Origin of the sequence: Shewanella electrica, from assembly GCF_022321485.1 — a bacterium.
GTDB classification, from domain to species: Bacteria; Pseudomonadota; Gammaproteobacteria; order Enterobacterales; family Shewanellaceae; genus Shewanella; species Shewanella electrica.
Window position 1 is genome coordinate 1 of sequence record NZ_JAKOGG010000437.1, and the last position, 260, is coordinate 260.

The 260-nt window shown below is 58.5% G+C and carries 1 protein-coding gene; it reads right to left on the minus strand.

The window, feature by feature from the left end:
* Positions 1–260: GTP cyclohydrolase I (locus tag L9G74_RS21150; protein WP_238898722.1), on the minus strand; the 260-nt coding region annotated here is incomplete at both ends.

The window sequence follows — 260 nt, forward strand, 5'->3', positions numbered from 1 at the left end:
GTAGCCTTTGGTGAAGAAGAGCATGGCCTTGGCTGCCCGCTCCGGTGTCTTCAGTAATCCCTGTCTGTCTGGGTCCTCGCCCAAGGAGGTGAGGAGAAGCCTGTAGGAGGATGACATGTCTGGAAGGAGGGCTTCTCTGGTAGGAGGTCGGTGGTCCAGCTCCAGGTCGTGGTGGAAGGTGCATTTTTCATGACCTGGTGTGGTGGATGTTCTCGGAGTCTTTGGCGTGCCGGGTTCCTCGTCCTCCTGCCAAGAGACGG